The organism is Sphingomonas sp. TREG-RG-20F-R18-01 (assembly GCF_022662475.1).
Classification (GTDB): Bacteria; Pseudomonadota; Alphaproteobacteria; order Sphingomonadales; family Sphingomonadaceae; genus Sphingomonas.
On record NZ_JAKNQQ010000020.1, the window covers coordinates 12,437 to 31,566 of the forward strand.

13 protein-coding genes and 1 pseudogene are annotated in these 19,130 nt (G+C 63.7%); 12 read left to right on the top strand and 2 right to left on the bottom strand.

The window, feature by feature from the left end; genetic code table 11:
• Nucleotides 1–121 precede the first annotated feature (121 nt).
• The 4 genes from glf to L8K25_RS21390 are packed head-to-tail and all read left to right on the top strand — an operon-like array spanning nucleotide 122 to nucleotide 7,785.
• Nucleotides 122–2,347 carry a UDP-galactopyranose mutase gene (glf, locus tag L8K25_RS21375; protein ID WP_242141054.1) on the top strand — a complete coding sequence of 742 codons (2,226 nt, stop codon included), beginning with the start codon at nucleotides 122–124 and terminating at the stop codon, nucleotides 2,345–2,347.
• Nucleotides 2,344–4,413, top strand: a complete 2,070-nt coding sequence (locus tag L8K25_RS21380; protein WP_242141055.1) for a glycosyltransferase — start codon at nucleotides 2,344–2,346, stop codon at nucleotides 4,411–4,413. The genes glf and L8K25_RS21380 overlap by 4 nt, the downstream gene beginning before the upstream one ends.
• A complete protein-coding gene (locus L8K25_RS21385; protein WP_242141056.1) occupies nucleotides 4,406–5,506 on the top strand; it encodes a zinc-binding alcohol dehydrogenase in 1,101 nt (366 codons plus the stop codon). The genes L8K25_RS21380 and L8K25_RS21385 overlap by 8 nt, the downstream gene beginning before the upstream one ends.
• The gene (locus L8K25_RS21390) at nucleotides 5,503–7,785 is read left to right on the top strand and encodes a glycosyltransferase family 4 protein (RefSeq protein ID WP_242141057.1); all 2,283 of its coding nucleotides are present in this window, start codon (nucleotides 5,503–5,505) and stop codon (nucleotides 7,783–7,785) included. Before L8K25_RS21385 ends, L8K25_RS21390 begins: the two co-directional genes overlap by 4 nt.
• Here the strand turns inward: L8K25_RS21390 and L8K25_RS21395 are convergent.
• Together L8K25_RS21395 and L8K25_RS21400 are read right to left on the bottom strand one after the other, a co-directional pair.
• A complete protein-coding gene (locus L8K25_RS21395) occupies nucleotides 7,776–8,150 on the bottom strand; it encodes a hypothetical protein (protein ID WP_242141058.1) in 375 nt (124 codons plus the stop codon). The two genes, L8K25_RS21390 and L8K25_RS21395, sit on opposite strands and share 10 nt — an antisense overlap.
• Before the next feature lie 549 nt (nucleotides 8,151–8,699).
• Nucleotides 8,700–9,476: pseudogene (locus L8K25_RS21400) on the bottom strand (heavy metal-binding domain-containing protein); the annotation flags it as partial.
• 843 nt (nucleotides 9,477–10,319) lie between these two features.
• Between L8K25_RS21400 and L8K25_RS21405 the strand changes: the two are divergent.
• The 8 genes from L8K25_RS21405 to L8K25_RS21440 form a co-directional block, all read left to right on the top strand.
• Entirely contained in the window at nucleotides 10,320–10,631 is a 312-nt protein-coding gene (locus tag L8K25_RS21405; RefSeq protein ID WP_242141059.1) for a hypothetical protein, read from the top strand.
• Nucleotides 10,632–10,861: 230 nt separating this feature from the next.
• Nucleotides 10,862–11,353: an RNA polymerase subunit sigma-70 gene (locus tag L8K25_RS21410; RefSeq protein WP_242141060.1), complete on the top strand. Its 492-nt coding sequence runs from the start codon at nucleotides 10,862–10,864 to the stop codon at nucleotides 11,351–11,353.
• A 28-nt stretch (nucleotides 11,354–11,381) separates the two neighbouring features.
• Nucleotides 11,382–11,723, top strand: coding sequence for a hypothetical protein (locus L8K25_RS21415; protein WP_242141061.1), 342 nt, complete (start codon nucleotides 11,382–11,384; stop codon nucleotides 11,721–11,723).
• A gap of 20 nt (nucleotides 11,724–11,743) precedes the next feature.
• Nucleotides 11,744–12,223: a hypothetical protein gene (locus L8K25_RS21420; RefSeq protein ID WP_242141062.1), complete on the top strand. Its 480-nt coding sequence runs from the start codon at nucleotides 11,744–11,746 to the stop codon at nucleotides 12,221–12,223.
• Nucleotides 12,193–12,663 (top strand): winged helix DNA-binding protein, encoded by a 471-nt coding sequence (locus L8K25_RS21425; RefSeq protein ID WP_242141063.1) that lies wholly within the window; start codon nucleotides 12,193–12,195, stop codon nucleotides 12,661–12,663. Before L8K25_RS21420 ends, L8K25_RS21425 begins: the two co-directional genes overlap by 31 nt.
• 679 nt (nucleotides 12,664–13,342) lie before the next feature.
• Nucleotides 13,343–14,677, top strand: a complete 1,335-nt coding sequence (gene repC, locus L8K25_RS21430) for a plasmid replication protein RepC (RefSeq protein ID WP_242141064.1) — start codon at nucleotides 13,343–13,345, stop codon at nucleotides 14,675–14,677.
• 241 nt (nucleotides 14,678–14,918) lie between these two features.
• The gene (locus L8K25_RS21435) at nucleotides 14,919–15,845 is read left to right on the top strand and encodes a replication initiator protein A (protein ID WP_242141065.1); all 927 of its coding nucleotides are present in this window, start codon (nucleotides 14,919–14,921) and stop codon (nucleotides 15,843–15,845) included.
• 177 nt (nucleotides 15,846–16,022) lie between these two features.
• On the top strand, nucleotides 16,023–19,130 hold a 3,108-nt coding region (locus L8K25_RS21440; RefSeq protein ID WP_242141066.1), incomplete at its 3' end, for a strawberry notch-like NTP hydrolase domain-containing protein.

The window sequence follows — 19,130 nt, forward strand, 5'->3', positions numbered from 1 at the left end:
GGGTTACCGCAGGTTCACGGAGTGGAAGAGCGTGCACGGTAGCGGACATGATAACGGCCTTTCGCCTTCGTTCGACTCCGACCCGCCCCTGATCTGCTTCTCGCATCTTCGCTGGGATTTCGTGACGCAGCGACCGCAGCATCTGATGAAGCGGTTCGCGCAGAAGCAGAGCGTGTTCTTTTGGGAAGAACACATCCCGTGCGATCATCCGCTGCCGTATCTCGAGCATCATCCGTTCCCGGCGGACCGCATCGTCGCGCTTCGCCCACGCCTGCCGCACTGGTGGAACGCGGACCAGATCGAGGCGGGGTTGCGCGAACTGCTCGACATGTTCGTCGCGACGAGCGTCCGTGCGAAGCCCCTGCTATGGTTCTACACGCCGATGATGCTGTCGTTCGCCGAGCATCTCGAGGCCTCGGCGGTCGTTTACGATTGCATGGACGAGCTGTCCGCGTTCCGCTTCGCGGACCCCGCCCTGCTCGAACGCGAAGCGCGGTTGCTCGCCCGAGCGGACCTTGTCTTTACCGGTGGGTACAGCCTGTACGAGGCGAAGCGCGAACGGCACCGCGACGTCCATGCCTTTCCCTCGGCGGTCGACGTTGCGCATTTTGCGCAGGCCCGCGCGGACGCTGTGGAGCCCGAAGACCAGCGGGCTATCGATGGCCCGAAGCTGGGGTTCTACGGCGTCATCGACGAACGCATCGACCTCGCGCTCCTCGATGCCGTTGCCGCCGCCCGTCCCGACTGGTCGTTCGTGATGATCGGCCCGGTCGTGAAGATCGATCCGGCGCATCTGCCGCACCGCCCGAACATCCACTGGCTCGGCGCGCGCCACTATGGCGAACTTCCCGCGTATCTGGCGGGGTGGAACGTCGCGCTGATGCCGTTCGCGATCAACGCCGCGACGCGGTTCATCAGCCCGACCAAGACGCCCGAATATCTCGCCGGCGGGCTGCCGGTGGTGTCCACCCCGATCGTCGACGTCGTGCGGCATTACGGCGACGTCGCGGCCGTCGCGATCGCAGCCGACGCTACGGCCTTCGCAAGTGCCTGTGCCGACGCCCTCAACCTTCCACCCGAAGGCGCGTGGCGCGACGAAGCCGATCGCCTGCTCGTAACGCAATCCTGGGACCGGACCCAAACCGCAATGGCAACCGAAATCGACCGCGTCCTGCGCGCCACGCGATCCTACGACCCCTCCGTAAAGCGCGAACGCTACGACACCTTGGTCGTCGGTGCGGGCTTCGCCGGTGCGGTCCTGGCCGAGCGGCTTGCTGCGGACGGCGGCCAGCGTGTTCTGGTCGTCGACCGCCGCCCGCATATCGGGGGCAACGCTTATGACGAGCATGACGCGGCGGGCGTGCTGATCCACCGCTACGGACCGCATATCTTCCACACCAATTCAGCCGACGTGTTCGACTATCTCTCCCGCTTCACCGCGTGGCGGCCGTACGAACATCGCGTCCTGGCGAGCGTCGACGACAAGCTCGTGCCGATGCCGATCAACCGCACGACGCTCAACGCGCTGTACGGCCTGTCGCTCGAGGACGACGCCGCCGCCGCGGCATTCCTCGCCAGCCGCGCGGAACCGGTCGACGCCATCCGCACGTCAGAGGACGTCGTCGTCGCGGCGGTCGGGCGCGACCTCTACGAGACCTTCTTCGAAGGCTATACGCGCAAACAATGGGGCCTCGATCCGTCGGAGCTCGACCGCACCGTCACCGCACGCGTGCCGACGCGCACCTCGACCGACGACCGCTATTTTACCGACACGTTCCAGGCGATGCCCGCGCATGGCTATACCCGGATGTTCGAGGCGATGCTCGATCATCCCGGGATCACGCTCGACCTGGGGGTCGAGTATCGCGACGTGATCGACCGTATCGACGTCGACCACATCGTCTTCACCGGGCCGATCGACGAGTATTTCGACTTCCGGTTCGGCAAGCTGCCGTATCGCAGCCTGCAGTTCCGTCACGAAACACACGACGTCGCGCAGTTCCAGCCGGTTGCGGTCGTAAACTATCCCGACGAGACCGTGCCGCAGACGCGGATCACCGAATACAAGCACCTGACCGGTCAGCTCCACGCGAAAACCAGCATCAGCTATGAATTTCCCAGCGCGGAAGGTGACCCGTATTATCCCATCCCCCGTCCGGAGAATCAGGCGTTGTTCAAACGCTACGAGGCGCTCGCCGATGCGGAAACGGGGGTGACGTTCGTGGGACGGCTGGCGACGTATCGGTATTATAACATGGACCAAGTCGTTGGTCAGGCGCTCGCGACCTATCGTCGGATGGCGGCCAAGGTCGCTGCTCCTGCCGCTCCGGTTCTGGCCGCCGAATGACCCGCATCTGTCTGCTGACCGACAGCCTTGCTCCGTCCGGCGTCGGCGCGCACATGATGGCACTTGCCGAGGGGTTGCCCGCGGATGACATCGTCGTTGCCGCTCGACCCGGTAGCGGTCTGCTCGAGCGCGCCGCCGCCGCGGGCTTCGCCGTCAAGGCGCTTGACGATGATCCGGGCCTTGCGCGCTGGTTGCGCCAGGCGCGGCCTGACATCATCCATGTCCATGCGGGTATCGGCTGGGAAGGGCATGCTGCGGTTCGCGCGGCGCACGCGGTTGGCGTGCCGGTGATCCGGACGGAACACCTTCCCTATCTCCTTACCGATCCTGCACAACGCGACGAACACCGGGAGTCTGCTTCCATGCTCGCGCGGCTGATCTGTGTTTCGGACGCCGTCCGGGACACTCACCGCGCCGCCGGCGTGGACCCGGTTCTGATCGACACGATCCACAACGGTGTCATGCCGCACCACCCCTCCCGATCGCGGGCGGTGCTGCGCGGCGAATGGGCCGTCGGCGATGCCCCCGTGCTCCTGATGGTCGGGCGTTTTGCCGAGCAGAAGGGCCATGCGCTGCTGCTCGACGCGCTTCCGGCAGTGCGCGCCTTGTACCCGGATGTGATCGTGCTGTTGGCGGGTGACGGTCCCCTGCTGATCCCCACTGCCCGCAGTGTATCCGCAAGGGGCCTTGCCGGCAGCGTACGGATGCTTGGCAACCGTAGCGACGTCGCAGACCTGATGACGCTGGCGGATCTGTTGGTCCTCCCTTCCGCGTTCGAGGGCTTGCCGCTGGTCGCGCTCGAGGCGATGGCCGCCGGTCTTCCCGTCGTGGCGACCTTTGCGCCGGGCAATGCCGAAGCGATCGAGGACGGGGTCACCGGCCGCCTGACCGCTGCCGACCCGGCAAGCTTTGCCGACGCGATTGTCTCGATGCTTGCCGATCGCGACACGCTCGCGACGATCGGGACCGCGGCGATCGAACGCCAGCAGGCGCAGTTCTCGGCGGACCGGATGATCGCCGAGACACGCGCGGTCTACGCCGGCGTGCAAGACCAGACAGAAACCAAAGAAGGAGACAGTGTGGAGCGTACACGGATCGGGTTCATCGGCGCGGGCGGCATCGCGCACCGGCATTTCGGCGTACTCGAACAGTTCGACGACGTCGCGATCGTCGCGGTCGCCGATGTCGACATGGCGCGCGCGACCGAGGCAGCCGCCCGGTTCGGGGCGCGCGCGTTCGACGACGCCGCCGCGATGCTCGCCTCGATTGACCTTGATGCGCTCTACATCTGCGTGCCCCCCTTCGCCCACGGCGAACCGGAACGCCTTTCGATCGACCACCACCTTCCGTTCTTCGTCGAGAAACCGGTCGCGATCGATCTGGGCACCGCGGAGGATGTCGCTGCGTCGGTCGACCGGCTGGGTCTCGTCACCGCAGTCGGCTATCACTGGCGATACCTCGATACGGTCGACGAGGTGAAAGCGCTGCTGTCGGCCACGCCGGCGCGCCTGCTGTCGGGCTATTGGCTCGATTCCACGCCGCCGCCGCGCTGGTGGTGGCGCAAGGACGCTTCGGGTGGCCAGATGCTCGAACAGACGACGCATCTCGTCGATCTCGCGCGCTATCTCGTCGGCGATGTCGTCCGCGTCTATGGCCAGTCGGGCCACGTCGAGCGCGCAGCCTTCCCCGACCTCGATGTCGCGACGACGAGCACGGCGATGCTGACCTTCGCGAGCGGCGCGATCGCCAATTTCGCCTCGACCTGCCTGCTCAACTGGAACCACCGCGTCGGGCTCCACCTGTTCGGCGAGGGCCTCGCGATCGAACTCACCGACCGTGACGTCATGATCGACATCGGCCGCGGGCGTCCGGTGCGCGGAACGCAGAGCGATCCCGTCGTACTGGAGGACCGCGACTTCATCGATGCGGTCCGCGGGGGCGAGAACCGCATTCGCTGCCCCTACCCCGCCGCGCTCGAAACGCTCCGCCTCGCGCTGGCGATCGAGCGCTCCGCCAGCGAAGGCCGCGCAATCGACGTGCGCGAGCGGGAGGCAGCGCATGTCTGAATGGCGCCACGTCCGTTCGCTCGGCGTCGAGCGCCCTGGGCAAGCCTATTTCTTCGGTTATGACGAAGCGCCCCCGGGGGACGGGCAGGTCAGGCTCGATCTGCTGTACACCGGCTTTTCCGCGGGCACCGAGCTCACGTTCGTCAAGAACAGCAACCCGTACCTCCATTCGCGCTGGGACGCGGGTCGCGGCGTGTTCGTCCCCGGCGAACCGAGCGCGCACTATCCGGTGCCGTTCCTCGGTTACATGGAATGCGCGCGCGTCAGTGACAGCCGCGTCCATGATTTTGCAAACGGCGACGTCGTGGGCACCGTCTTCGGACACAAGACCGGCCACACCGCGGACCCGTTCAACGACCTGCTGACCAAGCTCCCGGCCGAGATGGACCCGATCCTCGGTATCTACGTCGGGCAGATGGGACCGATCGCCGCCAACGGCATATTGCACGCGGACGCTGAACTGCTCGGCCTTAATGTCGTCAACCTCGGTGACGGCATCCGCGGTCGCCCGGTGCTGGTGATCGGCGCAGGCATCGTCGGCATGCTGACCGCGTTGTTCGCGCAAGGGTGCGGCGCCAGCGAGGTCGTGATTGCCGATCCGTCCCCGTTCCGTCGCCTGCGCGCCGAATGCCTCGGTATCACCGCAATGACCCAGGATCAGGCGTGGGCGCATGCCAAGGCGCGCTGGCTTCATGGCGGCGACGATCGCGGGGCGGACGTCGTGTTCCAGACCCGCGCCGATGCCGCGAGCCTGCACGCCGCGATGCAGGCGCTGCGGCCGCAGGGCACGGTGATCGACCTCGCCTTCTACCAGGGCGGCGCGGACCGGTTGCGGCTCGGCGAGGAGTTTCATCACAACGGGCTCAACCTGCGCTGCGCGCAGATCAATCGTGTTCCCCGCGGCCTAGGGTTCCAGTGGGACCGCCGCAGGCTTGCAAACGAGACGGTCAAGCTGTTGCTTGCGCGCGGTCCCGAAATCCGCGCGCAATTGATCACGCACGTCGTGCCATATGACGATGCGCCCGCATTCATCGCAAAGCTGGTCGGCGAACGTCCCGAATTCCTCCAGATTGTCTTCAAGGTCGGCGATTGACACCTCTACCGATTTCCGACGCTCGCCCGATCCGCATCCTGTTCGTCTTTGCCTGGCTCGTCGTCGGCGGCGAGGAGACGGAGGTACGGCTGCTCGCCCAGGCCCTCGATCCCGCGCGCTACCGGATCGAAGTCATCGCCTGCTTCCGCAAGCATGAAATGCCCGAGCAGACGCACGCGCAACTGGAAGCGATCGGCGTCCCCGTCGACCGAACGCCCTATGCGCTCGGTTTCGAGGAAACCGTTGCGTATCTCGCCAGCAAGGTTCCCGCTTACGACATCGTGGTCTCCTGCCAGAACGTCGCGGACATCTATCCCGCGCTCGAACGGATCCACCTGCGGCCGCCGCTGATCGAACATGGCGGCCTCGTATCCGAGGCGCTTGCCGGCCCGAAGCATTTCACCACACGCTACGTCGGCGTCTGCGCGTCGATCCGGGACGCAGCCGCAAGCCACATGCCGGGCCGCGAGCATCATGCGCTCGAAATTCCCTCGATGGTCGATACCGGCGCTTTCGATCCGGCGCGCCGGCTGCCCGTTCGTGCGACGCTCGGCATTGCAGACGATGTCCCGTTGATCGGATGGCTCGGTCGACTCGATCCCAAGAAGCGGGTCGAGGACTTCATCGACGCCGCGGCGCTGGTGCACCGTCGGTATCCTACCGCACGCTTTGTCGTGATCGGCGGGCCGGACGCGTTCCTTCCGGAATATGAAGTCGCGCTGCGGAGCCGCGCCACTGCGCTCGGGCTGAACGAGGCGCTCCGTTTCCTCGGTGACAGGGAGGACGTGCCCGACCTGCTCTCCGCACTCGACGTTTTCGTGTGGCTGTCGCGCGGCGAAGGGATGCCGCACGTCATCGCCGAAGCCGGTGCAGCCGGCCTGCCCGTCGTAGCGACGCGCGACAACGGGTCCGAGCAGCAGATCGTCGATCAGGTCAGCGGCCTGTTCGTTCCGCACGAGGATCCGTCGGCGGTTGCCGCGGCGATCGCGCGGTTGATCGACGATCGGTCGCTCAGGTCCCGCCTCGGCCGCGCGCTGCGCAGGAAGGTAGATACGGACTATGCGGTCGGCGCGGTCGTCCCGCTGTGGGAAGCGTTGTTCGCCGAGCTCCTTGCGGACCGTACGCGCCTACCCCGTGCGACGGGGCTTTTCCGGAGCTTCCTGCAGGGCGGCTTCGAATGCTCGACGCATCGCCGCGCGCACGACGGGAAGCGCGTCGACGTGATCGCGGCAAGCCACCACGACGTGCTTGCCAAGCATGACTATGGCGAGCTTGCCAAACTGGGCATCCTGACCGTCCGCGACGGCTTGCGCTGGCATCTGATCGAACGCGAACCCGGTCGCTACGACTGGTCGAGCCTCGATCGCCAGCTTGCTGCTGCGAAGACGACCGGAACCGAGGTCATCTGGGATCTGCTGCATTACGGCTGGCCCGACGATATCGACATCTGGACGCCAGTGTTCGTCACGCGGTTCGCCGCCTTCGCCGCCGCTGTTGCGCGCCACATCGGCCCTGCCGCCCCCAGCGAGCGTCGCTTCTACGCCCCCGTCAACGAGATCTCGTTCTTCGCCTGGGGCGGCGGGGACGCGGCGTACCTCAACCCGTTTGCGCGCGGACGCGGCTACGAGCTCAAGGTGCAACTCGCCCGCGCCTCGATCGCCGCGATGGAGGCGATCCTCGCGGTCGATCCCGCCGCGCGGTTCGTGCATGCCGACCCGGTCATCAACGTCATCACCGATCCCGGCCGTCCGCATGACGCGCCCGCCGCCGAAGGCCACCGCCTCGCGCAATATCAGGCATGGGACATGATCGCGGGGAGGGCCTGGCCACAGATCGGGGGCCGCGACGCGCTGCTCGATATCGTCGGCGTGAACTTCTACCACAACAACCAGTGGATCCACGGGGGCCCGCCGCTACCGTACGATCATCCGCTCAGTCGCCCGCTCCACGCAATTCTCGCGGATGCCTATGCCCGCTATGGCCGCCCGATCTTCATCGCCGAAACCGGGATCGAGGGGAACGCTCGCGCTGACTGGTTGCGGATGATCCTGCGCGAGGTGAAGATCGCCCGATCGCTCGGCGTACCCGTGGAGGGGGTCTGCCTCTACCCGATCCTTGATCATCCCGGCTGGGACGATGACCGCTATTGCCCCAACGGTCTGATTGCCTGTTCGGAACACATCACCGAGCGTATCGCGTTCGCTCCGCTTGCCAGGACAATTCTCGACGAAGGTTTGGTGCCGTCGAGCACGATCCTATCGGAGACCGCTTACCGATAGTGGCTCCAGCGTCTGGCGTTCCAGGCCCGGTGCTGCACCGTGTCGCCGAAGCGCCAAAACATGGTCTTGCGCTCGTGCGGACCGGCACGAACGAGCGTCCAGCTTTCTCCCAGCGGCAATGCCACGATCCGGTGAATGTGACTCGCATCGATCCAGTGCCGCGAGTGTGGCTGCCGCTCGACGAATGCACTTCGCCACGCACCGTCCGGCTGGAAGGTGAAGACCTCTTCGATATATCCACCGGACAGAATGGTGGTCTCGAACGACCAGGGATGGTCATGCGGATCGGCGTGCGGCTCGGGCCGAACGAACCGATGCAATACCCTGCCATCATCGAGATGATATTTCACGAATGCGGGCGACATTCGCTCTGCGCGAACGATCGACGTGCCCGGCGGAGCATGATTGCGGGCAACTGCGGGGATACGAATAGGCACAGCGCGAAGATGGTATCGCGCGTATCGACTAAGAAGACCCGTATCGATAAATCCTAAGTCGAGCTTGGTATTAAGATCGGCAATCTTGTCCCGCGGTTCGGCATTGAGCGTCGGTTAAAGCGTCAGGCTCGACGACCGCCTCCCGGAGAACGCCTTAAGCTTCGTAGTCGCAATATCATGCACAGTTATTATCTGGACAGCGAACTTTTTCGCGGTAGCAGACGCCCCCCTTAATCGAGGCGGTGCTCAAGCTTTCAATATCGAATGCGTCGATGCGACCGTCGCCTTCACTTAGACCTATCCTTGGCAATAAGCATCCCCATAAAAGATCATTTACTCCAATTCGGGAGTTATTTGCTTCAAATTATCGACCGTACGAACTGGTGCGCGTTGCAGAGACACTTTGTCTTCTTGTCGGAAAGTGAACGAATATCCCCTTACGTTAGTCGCGGCCCGAAAGCGGACTGTCCGCTCGGCAAGGCTGACTTCCTCGTCGGACCCGTCCGATCGCACCCGGCGCGCCGTCTTGGGGGCAAGATCCATGAGGGCGCGGATCGCGCGCCCGGTCGCTGCTCTGGCACGCAGTTCAAGGACCTGTCGGAGCAGCACCAGCGCCACCACTACCCCGGCCGCCTCGTAGTAAACCGGGACCACGCCCCCGTGCATGCGGAATGTCGGCGGAAAGATGCCGGGCGCGACCGTCGCGACCAGGCTGTAGACGAAGGCTGCACCGACCCCGATTGAGATCAGCGTAAACATATTGAGATGGCGAGTGCGAAGCGAAGTCCATCCCCGCTGAAAAAACGGCCAGCTCGCCCACAGTACGATCAGGGCACTTAGCGCGAGCTGTACCCAAGGGGAAGCGGCAGGATTGACGACATCGATGCCGAGCATTTCGGTGACCATCGAGATCGCCAGCAGCGGCACGGCGAGCACGCCCGCCACCCACAGCCGACGCGTGAAATCGACCAACTCGGGATTAGGCCCATCATCGAGCGACGGTTCTTCCGGTTCGAGCGCCATACCGCAGATCGGGCACGTCCCCGGTCCCTCCTGCCGGATTTGCGGGTGCATGGGACACGTCCAGATAGCCCCCGGCGTCGCCATTGGCGCAGGCTTCGGCTTGTCGCCGAGATAGGCGTTAGGGTTGGCGACGAATTTGGTCCGGCAACCGGCGCTGCAAAAATCGTAGGTTTGGCCGGCGTGCTCGGCATGATGCGCCGTTTTCGCCGGATCGACCGTCATCCCGCACACCGGGTCCGTAACTGTCGCTGCGCCTTCAGAGACCTTGCCGCCAGTACAGCATCCTCCAGCCTTAGGGCGATGCTCGTCGTTTTTGGCCGTCTCCGGAGGCTCAGCCGCTCCAGTTGAGCAGCAGGCCGCTGGGGCGGGAGGGACAGTCGCGGCCGCAGTCTCAGTGGTACTCTGCCTGGAACAGCCGCACCCGCTGGCTTGAGGCGTATGGGAATGAGGGTCGTTCATGGCGTGAGACTCCTTCTACCCGAGGACATGTACGGTCTGACATCGTGTCAAGGTCAAGCCCGCCTACCCAGACTCTTCGCGGCTGGAGTCGGTTGCTCTTGCAAAACAAACGGTAGTGATACGCCGATTGATTCATCAGAGCAGTAGGCCGGGAGCTACGAGGACCGCCACGTCGATCATTATGTTGCCGACGCAGGGGTGGGCGATGGTCCCCAGCTAGGCGACGAGCCCAAGGGCCGCGACCGACGCGCCGATCGTCCGGGCGATCTCCCGCGCTGTCATCACGCGGCGCTCCCGCGCCGCCCGCCATGCGGCAGATCGATCCGGCAACGAGCGCGACGCCTGCTTTCAGGATGCTGGGGTCTGTTTAGATTTGCAATGACAGCGTGTTTTCGCCTGATCCTTGTGCCATAGCGGTCTGGCTTGGGCATGGCTTGAACACCATCCTCGACCCGCATGCGCGGTCGAATGCTGGGTCCCCGATTTCCGTCGGGCGGCCCGCGAAATACAAGACCTTGCTACCGCTTGTCGGTGCGGGGATTACGTGGGGCGTGGTTACCAGTGTTCCCGCGTGTTCAACCGTCCCGGCTACGGGCGGTTGATGGAACGCGCGCCATGTCCTTGATCAAAAGTTTGCTTACGAGGTTCCGCCGGCCTCAAAGCCCTTCAAAGGCTTTCTCCGGCAGCGGTTCGGGAATGCTTCAGATCGAAGCGCTGGTGCAGGCACATGGTGACTGGCTCGCACTGCTGGCCACGATACTGGAACGCGAACGCGTAATTACTGGGGCCGAACTCGCCCGCACCCTGTCAGAGTTTGCTGCGCACACAGCCGAGGACCGCCCTGCCGAGGGACTGATCCTTTCCTTCTGGGCATCTCGCTTGAACGACACCGCGGCAACCGTCGGCAAATTCCCGTCCGTCCACTAGGGCCATCGCTCATGCCGGGTTGCGGTCGAAGCTGATCGCTGAGTGTTTTTGACTTCGGCCTACTTCGGAAGTGAGTGATCGGCGAAGCGTTGTGGGCGCTGGAACGTCACCTCTTCGTCGCGTTCGCGCGACGCCTGAGCCCTGTGAAGTGGATTTGATAAACGGAGCCCGTCACGAGTTGCCCCCGATATGGAGCCGAATCATTTCGCATTCCGAGGTTTCTCCAGAGCATGCTGACCAACGAACCGGGCAAACGTCCTCCCGAACGGACGCCTCCAACACCGACGCTGGATGTAAGCCCACCGGATCGCGTTGCTCTGCTAACCGATCGCCAGCGGTCTTATCTCCGCCTTGTGCTTCAGAACCGCAGCTCGAAGGAGATTGCGGCGGTCACGGGTAGCAGCCACCGGGCAGTCGATAAGCAGTTGTTGAAGGCCAACAATGTCCTTGGGGTGCCGACCCGTTTTGAAGCCGCGCGGCTTCTGGCAGAGTACGACGGAGGGGTAGAGCCTTTACCCCCTGCAAACGACCTACCTTCCGCGCCACCAACTTTCCCGCTTCCCCTCCCGTTGCCGACCGCTGGGGCGGCAGCGAATATGCTCACCTGGAAGCAGGTTGCCTTCTGGACCGCGATCATCTCGATCGTGACCCCCTTGGGCCTAACTGCGGCCGGCATGGCGATCGTAACGCTGCTCCTCCTGCTCGGGCTGAAACCACTATGATGGGCGCTGATCGTCCAAGGGAGCCGTAATGCAAGGACTTTCCAATACGAGCCGGGTAGTCGCGGATGAGCTCCGGAAGGCGGAGCGGTCGATCAACCTCGCCGCGCGCGATACCGCTCAGTTTCTTTTGACGACACTCGACGCGACGGAGGTGCATAGCCTTTCGCCTGCAATGACGCAGCGGACGGTGAAGGCAACCGTTGCAGCGCTCGCGTCGTTGGTTGATGGCCAAGGCCATATGGCTATGCGAGCGCATCTGGCCGTTGAGCGGGTTGGCCGACAACTTGGTCTCACCGAGACAAACTGGGGCGAAGGCACGCCGAAGCCGACGACGGCTACGCTGACCGAGATGGCCTTGGAGGTAGCGTAAATTGTCTGAACGGAGAATTGATGTCGCTCGGGATATTTTTGGCTCTACTGTTCAATACCACTCTCGTGGGTATCTGCAGTTTTGCTTTCTTCCGGGGCGGTCGACCTGAGCGCTTCGGGGCAGCAATCAATGTTGTGGCCTCTGTGGTGTCGTCGGTTCTCCGTTTGTACGACGTAGCCCGCCTTGCGCCGGCCGACGTGATCATCATGTCCATCGACTTCGGCGTTGCTCTCGGGTTCTACTGGCTGGGCATCACCACGACCCGCTTCTGGCCGATCTGGGCGGCAGGTTTCGCGCTCGGCGATCTGTTCATGAGCGCTCTCGGCGCATTGCTGCCTGGTATTCCGCTCTTCGCCTATCATACCGGGCTCGGGATCTATGCTTATCTCGCGCTTGGAGCCCTTGCGCTTGGCACGTTCCGCCTACCCCGCGACGCCGAGCCCTACATCCGAAACGGATCAAGACGATTATGGGTGCAGCATCTGAAGGAGACGACCTGATCGACGTCGTTGTGCGGTTGCCGCGCAAGGCGATCGAAGAAACTTTGCTGTCTATGCCGCTAGACGCGAGAGACCTGTCCGAGCGCAGGCTTGCCGAGGCCAGGGCGGTGTTGGTCGGCCGGCGTCGGCGGTCGACCCACTTCAACGGGGTCCGCTTCTATGATCCGAGCTGGGACATGATCCTGGAGCTTTACGTGGCTACGTGCGAGCGGCGCCGCATCGCTGTGTCCCAGCTTTGTAAGCTTAGCGGAGGCTCGACGACCACCGCTTTGCGCCACATCGAGCATCTCGAGGCGCTTGGATACATAGTCAGACAAACGGATCCTGATGACGGACGCCGCCTGATCGTCGGCACGCTTACTCCCCTTCTTGCTGCTTCGGAGCAGTGGCTCGATCTTCAGATCGCCGAGTCCCAAATACAGGATCGGAGATCGGGCTGACGATTTCTACGGGTCACGCTCCACTCCGTTCTTTCGGTCACTAGTGACATATCGAACGATCGAAAAAGTCCCATTCGATCTACCGCTAGGACAGACGGCGGCAGCCAATTTCGAGCCTGAACTTGCAGGCCCTCGCCGCCTTAACTGCAACTTTTCCGCCACGCCTATCCGGCGCGGCGCTGAGGAGGATGCTCTCCTTCTGCGCTACATGTCGCGTAAGACAGCCGAATCGCACGATTCTCACGCCGTTACCGAAAGCACGAGCGAGAGCGCGACGGCGTTACCGATAGCACGTGTCTCAGCGGCACGGCGTTATCGATAGCACGAGCGAAGATCGACGCTTCGTTACCGATAGCACGTGATTATTGCCCGTCCCGTTACCGATAGCACGATTCATCGCGCACGACCGACCCGCCAGCGATCCTTAACAATCGACGTTGTGGATCGGCTCAACGCTGACCGCCGCCGTCCACCCGGGCGGGCGCCACAACGATCAAGGGGGACGCTGTGCGGACATGAAAAACCCGGCACGAGGCCGGGCTTTTCGGGACGCCTGCTAGGGCGGATGTGAGAACCCTCACTTAGCTGGCTCCCTTTCATATTGCTACCCCAAAGCGTCGACCGTGGCGCCACGGTGTCGCTGTGTCTGCACGGGCTCCCCTCCCAGGGAGAACGTACAATGGCTGCTGCCCAAAGCCCCGGTCGGGGACTACGCCGGTTTGACGAGCATGCCGCCAACGCGACGAAGCTTGTCGATGAGTTTTGCGGGCTCGAGACCGGAATGGCACCTTCCAACGCGCTTGCCGCGCTCAAACGGGCGGCTCCTTATATGGGCGTCCCCCTGCGCGTGGTCTCCGTCATCGATCTCCTGTTTGCCTGGACGAAGCCGCAGGACTGGCAGGGTGGACAAATCCCCGTCGTTTGGCCGTCGAACGACCTGCTCGCGCAAAAGCTGGGCGTAACCGTCCGACAGGTTCAAAAGCTCTTGAATCAGGCACAGGCCTTCGGTCTGATCAGCTTTCGGGATAGTCCGAACGGTCATCGTGGTGGACGCCGCGGGGGCGACGGCTTCATCACGTGGGGCTACGGCATCGTGCTCGCTCCGATCGGGACCAGGCTTCAAGAATTTGCTGCCCGCGCGGCCAAGGGAGCCGCAGAGGACGCGGCACTAACAGTGCTCCGCAAGCGCCTTGCCGCTGCCCGCAGGAATATCAGGGCTCTGGCCCAAACGGCATTCGACGCCGACCTTCACGATTTGAAGGCGGGTGACGATCTCGCTTTGGCGTTGATGGCCACCGACCAGATGCGCTGCGTCCGCGATGCCGGCCTTTTGACGGCTTGCGTAGAGCAGATCGAAGAGCGTGCGCGTCGTCTTGCCAGGGCTGTTTCGGCCAAGATTGCCGTCCCCAATGCCGGTAACGATCAGGATGATAGTTCATGCTGGGATGGACCCGAGGACATCCACTCTACAACTACAACCCAACTCCTATCTGCTAAAGCAGATACCCGTAGCAGCTTGACGATAAAGAGTAGTGAAAATGGGGACGCCCGCCCCTCTCAACCACAAACTGCAGTCGACGACGATCTGGAGAAACACGGTGTCGATCCGGAATTCATGATGTCGATCGCCCCGGAGCTCTGTTCCGGTCTGCTCCACCGCGATGGATCGTGGGGCGAGGTGGTCGCTACCGCAGAGCGGCTTGCGGGCCAGTCGGGGATCAGCAATCACGCGTTCAAGGAAGCCTGTCGCATCATGGGCCAGCGAGGTGCTGCTGCCTCCGTCATCGCCACCATCCAGAAATACCGGCGCGGCGAGGTTCAGCGGCCCGGCGCGTATCTTCGCGGAATGAGCAGCAAAGCTGATAAGGGCGAATTGAACCTTGGGCGGACGCTCCACGGCCTCAAGGACACAAGCCGCGCGGTCGCCATGCGGGGGATGTCCGATGGGACCGATGCAACGCCGATCGGGAGCCTGATGTCGCGGCTGGTTTCCCGGGGAGCCGGACTACGATGACGGGATCTCGTCATTTTTTCAAAGGCCTGGACCTCGTACTGCACACCTGGTCTTTGAACGGCTTTCACGGCGTTACCGATAGCACGAGTCTCGACCGAGTTTGCGGTGGCTCGCACCTACCGAAATGTGAAACACACCCCGATTTACCGGCTAAATCGCTCCAAATCCTCGTGCTATCGATAACGCGGTCGCTTATCCAACTGCAGGTTTGCGGCCGATCCGCTATAAGCGGCTTTGCTAAGTGAAGCTGGTGGGAGCCCCGACGATGGATTCGCGAGAAGTCGCTCTCACCCAGGGCAAGCTGTTCGACTATCTCGACAGCCCGCTGCACGGCAAAGTCCGTGGCGAGCAGAGTATCATGGACTTTCCGCTCTTCTCGTTAGCGAAGCGGCCTCAGATGGAGGCGATGACCTACGAAATGGACGGCGTAAAAATCGAGATCAAGCCCAGTTCGAGCGGTATCGCGACGATGTGGGATAAAGAGGTCCTGATCTACGTCCTGTCGCTGATGGTGCAGCATATTGGGCGGACCGGTGGTGAAGTACAAAACGTCTTCACCTTCAATGCACACGACTTCTTCCGGGCAACCGGCGTCGGACGCCCATCGAAGCGTGATTACGACCGCTTCATCGAAGCGCTCGGTCGTCTGCAGGGCACGCAGATCAGGACGAATATCAAAACCGGCACCGTGGGGACGAAGGGCTTCTTCTCCTGGTTCGCGGAAGCGCAGGCGACCACTCGCGAAACGGCGAGCGGCGTCGATCAACTCATGCCCGTCCGCGTCCAGCTCTGTGATTGGCTCGTCCGCGCGGTCTCGCGCGACAGCCGTATCTATGACTATCACAACGACTATTTCCGTCTCGGCTCGATTGAACGACGCCTTTATGAATTGGCGCACTGCTACTGTCGTGATGAAGAATATGAAATGCCTCTGGAAATGCTGGGTGCGAAGATCGGCTCAACGTCGCCGCTCCGCACGTTGAAAAGTCAGCTGAAGAAGATCGCAGCCGAGAATAAAATGCCGAGCTACTCAATCGAAGTGCGGGAAGTTGTTCCCGAAGTCCCTGCGCGGGATAAACTAGGCCGACGGGTCGGGAAGCCCGAGACGGTCGTCGTGATGAAGCCCAAGGATCGTTTGACAGGAACCCGAGCCGCGGTGGCCGCCTGATATCGATCCATATGCCTGACGTCCTGCGCAACTATCTGCGGCCGACGCGTCCCAACCGGCTTTGGAAGATGGCTTCGCGGTAGCGATGCTTCGTCGGGCACAAGGCGTGCAGAGGAGAGGGAGCCTTCGGCTTGTTGATCCGGTGATGAGCACCGGGCGACAAGAAGGAAGCCCTCGATGCGGACCTCAGCCGCAGCTCTCGAACTCGACTTCACCGAACCCTCGATCACGGCCGCCAAGGCGGTCGCCGACACCATCGCCAGGAACGGATCGCTCCAGCGCGACACGCTGCTGTGGGTCATGGAGCAAGCCTATGGCGTATCATCGGCCGACGGTCGCTGGTCGCTACGCGACGCTTACGACATGCTCGAACTCGCAGAGGTCATGCACCTGGCGAAGGCCGACCTGCCGTCCACACCCGGCGATTGCCTTGCCGCGCTGACCGAGCTGGTCGCCAACCTGCCGACGCATACCGTTCGCAGCGAGGAGCAGATCGAGCTTCAGCAATTCTCGACCCCTGCCCCGATCGCCTACCTCGCGGCGCTCGCCGGCAGGATCGCGGCCACGGATCTGGTCCTCGAACCGTCTGCCGGGACAGGCCTACTCGCCGCCTTCGCGCACCGCGTCGGTGCCCGGCTGGTCCTCAATGAGATCGATCCGGCGCGCGCTGAGATGCTCGCTGCCGCGTTCCCGGGCGTTGCTGTCACGCGGCACGACGGCGAGCTGATCCACGATCTACTCGAACCAACGATCCGGCCAACGGCCGTCCTCATCAATCCTCCCTTCTCGCGCAGCATCGGTCGCCACGCCGACCCGCTGGCAGCGTTCCGGCATCTTCGCGCCGCCTTGATGCGTCTCGGCACCGGAGGCCGCTGCGCCGCAATCCTGCCCGATCGCGTGGACACATCGAGCCGCGCCTGGGCCAAAGCGACGGAGGGTTGCACCCTCACGTTGCACCTCGAGCTGCCGGCAAATGCCTATGCCAAGCACGGCACCAGCCAGGCCGTGAAGATCATGGTGTTGGAAAAAGGCACCGGCACGCCGGCCGTACTGATCCGCTGCGCGACGCTCGCCGAGGCGCTCGCGGCGATCGCGGCAAAGGCCGCTTCCCCCGTATCCGCGCCTGTCCCGCGCACCGCCTCGCTGCTCGCGCGCCCTTCAGGGCGCAGCTCGCTGCTTGGCGGCCTCGCCAGCAAACCGCGCTTCAACGGACCACCTGCAAAAGCCGCGAGGTCGCAGACCGCGACGCCGATCGATTACACCGTGCTCGCCGAGCCACTCCCGACCGGCGAGTCTGTCGGTGTGTACCTGCCATACCGGCCGAGCCGGATCGCGATCGGCTGCGCATCGGCGCATCCAACCGCGCTGGTGGAATCGATTACCATGGGCTCGATCACCGCACCGCGGCCGACTTACGTCCCCACGCTTCCGCAAGCCGTCGTCGACGCGAAGACGCTTTCCGACGCACAGCTCGAGACGCTGATCTATGCCGGCGACGCCTTCGAGCGTGACATCCCCGGCCTGTTCAAACCTGTCGAGGAGGGGCTATCGATCGCACCATCGGAGGTTGGCCGTCCGTATCGGACCGGCTTCTTCCTCGGTGACGGCACCGGCGCTGGCAAGGGCCGCCAGGTCGCCGCGATCATTCTCGACCAGTGGATGCGCGGTCGCCGCAAGCACATTTGGGTCTCCAAGACCGAGACGCTGCTCGAAGATGCGCGGCGGGACTGGACCACTGTTGGCGGTCTCGCACTCGATATCCAGCATCTCAACCAGTGGAAGCTGGGAACGCCGATCGGTGCTGGCGAGGGCGTGCTGTTCCTCACCTATGCGACGCTGCGCTCCCATCGCGGCGACAAGGGCACCCGGCTCCAGCAGATCCTTGAATGGGTTGGCGACGACTATGACGGCATGATCGTTTTCGACGAGGCGCACGAGATGGCCGGTGTCGCAGGCGGCGAAGGCAGTTTCGGCACCAAACAAGGCTCAGACCAGGGCATCGCCGGCGTCCGTCTCCAGAACCTCCTCCCGCGCGCTCGCGTCCTCTACGTGTCCGCGACCGGCGCATCCGACGTCAACAATCTGGCCTATGCCACGCGGCTTGGTCTGTGGGGTCCGGGCACGGCGTTCGCCGATCGCTGGACCTTCGTCGACTCCCTGCGCCGTGGCGGGATCGCGGCGCTGGAACTGATCGCGCGCGACCTGAAAATGCAGGGGCTCTACGTCTCGCGCGCGCTGAGCTTCGCCGGTGTCGAATACGATATCCTCCAGCACAACCTTACACCAGACCAGATCGAGGTCTATGACGCCTATGCCGATGCGTGGGCGATCATCCACAGCAACCTGCGCGCGGCGCTGGACGCGACCCGCGTGACGGACAGCTTCTCGAACGACACCTACAACAGCGGCGCCAAGGCGGCCGCGCTGTCGATCTTCGAGTCCACCAAGCAGCGTTTCTTCTGCCAACTTCTGATCGGCATGAAGCTGCCCTCACTCGTTCCCGCGATCCGCGCCGCTCTCGCGCGCGGCGAGAGCGTGGTGATCCAGCTCGTCTCGACGTCCGAGGCGATGCTCAACCGGGCACTGGCCGCGCTGACCGTCGAAGAACGCGCCAATCTCGACATCGAGCTTTCCCCCCGCGAGTTCCTCATGTCGTACCTCACGGCCGCCTTCCCAGTGCGGCAGATGAAGACCTTCGTCGACGAGACCGGCAAAACCCGTTCCGAACCGATGTCGGACGAAGACGGCCGCCCCGTCTTCAGCCAGGAGGCGCTCGAGATGCGCGACAACCTCCTCGAGCAGCTCTATGCACTGCCCATCGTCGGGTCCGCGCTCGACCATATCATCGGGCATTTCGGTACCGATGCGGCCGCCGAGGTCACGGGGCGTAGCCGTCGCGTCATCATGGACGCGCACGGTCGCCAGCGCGTCAAAAGCCGCTCGCCCCGTACCAACTTGGCCGAAACCGACGCCTTCATGCGCGGTGCCAAGAAAATCCTGATCTTCTCCGACGCTGGCGGCACCGGGCGCAGCTATCATGCGAGCCTGACGTGCGAGAACCAGTCGCGCCGCAATCATTACCTCCTCGAACCGGGCTGGCGCCCTGACGCCGCCATCCAGGGGCTCAGCCGCACCCACCGGACGCACCAGGCGACCGCGCCGCTGTTCCGGCCGGTGTCGACCGACTGCCGGGGCGAGCGTCGCTTCATCTCGACGATAGCACACAGGCTCGACAGCCTTGGCGCGCTCACCCGCGGCCAGCGCCAGACTGGCGGTCAGGGCCTG